General features: G+C 47.3%; 1 protein-coding gene. It reads right to left on the reverse strand.

From position 1 onward, the window contains the following. The coding region (locus PX481_RS16760) for a protein phosphatase 2C domain-containing protein (RefSeq protein WP_288095081.1) at positions 1-1,633 on the reverse strand (1,633 nt) is incomplete at its 3' end. Positions 1,634-1,836 lie beyond the last annotated feature (203 nt).

Here is a 1,836-nt window from a genome sequence, read left to right on the forward strand (position 1 = left end):
GAATAATCCGTTCTTTGGCCTCAGCATAAACTAAAGGCGTGACAGGTTCAGCCGCAGGAACTACCCGACAATAAACTAGGGCGATGGTGGAGTTATCGTGACCGTTTTTCTGGTTAGCTAGTTGTAATAAACTTTCCCCCACGGCGGTTACATTTTTCTCTCCTCGCAAAAGAGGCACAATTTCACTGTCCCAGTATTGTTCTACCCGATCGTAATCACTTAAACCATCGGAACAGAGGAGAAAAACACAATCTTGATCAATAATCAACCTCTGAACGGTGGGATGGAGATTATTGGCGCTACTCATGCCCAAAGCTTGCACCAAGGCCCCCGCGTTGGGATACTGTATGGCATCACAATAGAGGAGATAGCCTAATTTCACTTCCCTGGAAGCGAGATCGTCATCCACCGTCACTTGATGACAACTGTGGGCAGTAATCCAATAGATGCGGGAATCCCCCACATGGGCCGCGTACATTTCCTGGGCCTGGGCAAAAGCCATAACTAGAGTCGTACCCATGCGCTGACGATCTTGTCTTGACTCCTGATCATTGCGTTGACTGATCAGATCATTGGTGACACGAATCGCCTGTTCGAGGATAAGACTGTAACTATCGGGATAGATTTCAATATTAGTGGTGGGACTGGGATTAATTTCCCTAGACAGGGTTTTGATCGCCAATTGAGCAGCGATTTCGCCCCCTTCCTGACCGCCGATGCCATCACAGACAATCGCCAGGGGATTTTGACCATGAGCGAGGGTTATGGCCTGATTAGTCGGGGGATAACAGGCATCCTCGTTGTGTTCCCGCAGCAGACCGGTATCAGTGCAGGTAAAAATCTCATAGCTGCGTTCTTGACCTCCACCGTAGTGCTGTAGTGCATAATCGAGAATAGCGATCAGGGATTCCGGGCGATCGAGATCACCGGATTCTAGCTCTTGGGTCAGGGATACGAGAAAATCTTGAATATTAGCGGCTGCCGTCGGGATCAGACCGGTCCAGAAAGCTCCTAAATCTTTTAAATTGGGAGCGGTGGCCTCATCTTTGCTTAATTCTAGCAATTGCAGCAGCTGATCATTCACTCTCGTCAGTGAAGGGTTGAGCAGACTAGAGACTACAGCCTTTCTCTGAAGGGGATGCCAGAGTTTGGCCATTTGCCATAACCAGTGAATTTGTCTTAAATCGGAAGCTTGCGACCAAACCTCGGCTAGAGTGGGCAATAGTTCTGGATATATTAATTCTCCCGTTTGATCGAGGGGAATAGTGCCGTATTCCAACAGCCAGATGTCCATATTTAAGCGTTCATCGGGACTGGGAATATAGCCATAGACTTGGGGAATGTGGAGATGGAAGGGTAACAATTTTAGGTAGAGGGAAATCCAGCTAGGAGGTTCGTCCGGCGCTTGGGGTGCTTGAGCGGGTTTAGTATCAAGAACAATTTGTGGTTGTTTGACCAAATAACGATTATCAATTAGCTCGCCAACATGATAATAGGTTCTCACCCAATCACCCATCATCCATAAATAGCGCTTAACTAAAGGAGTACCGCATTTTTCACAGAATCTATTAGTGAGAGCGTTCGGGGATAGACAGGTTAGGTTTTGACATTGGAGGGTTGTCACGGAATCCATGAAAACTGCTGACTCCTAAAGCGCGGTTAGTATAGGTTAATAAAATAGCGTGTTTTTATCCACGTTGACATCCTCGCCGCCCTAAAAGTGCGGCGATTCCTAAACCTCACGATTTAAGTTTCTGCTTCCACCACCGTCGCATACCACAGTTAAAAAACCATGTACTGTCTTACACAGAGTCCACAGACTTTCGCCCCATTTCA

This window comes from Microcystis sp. M53603_WE2 (assembly GCF_030065435.1).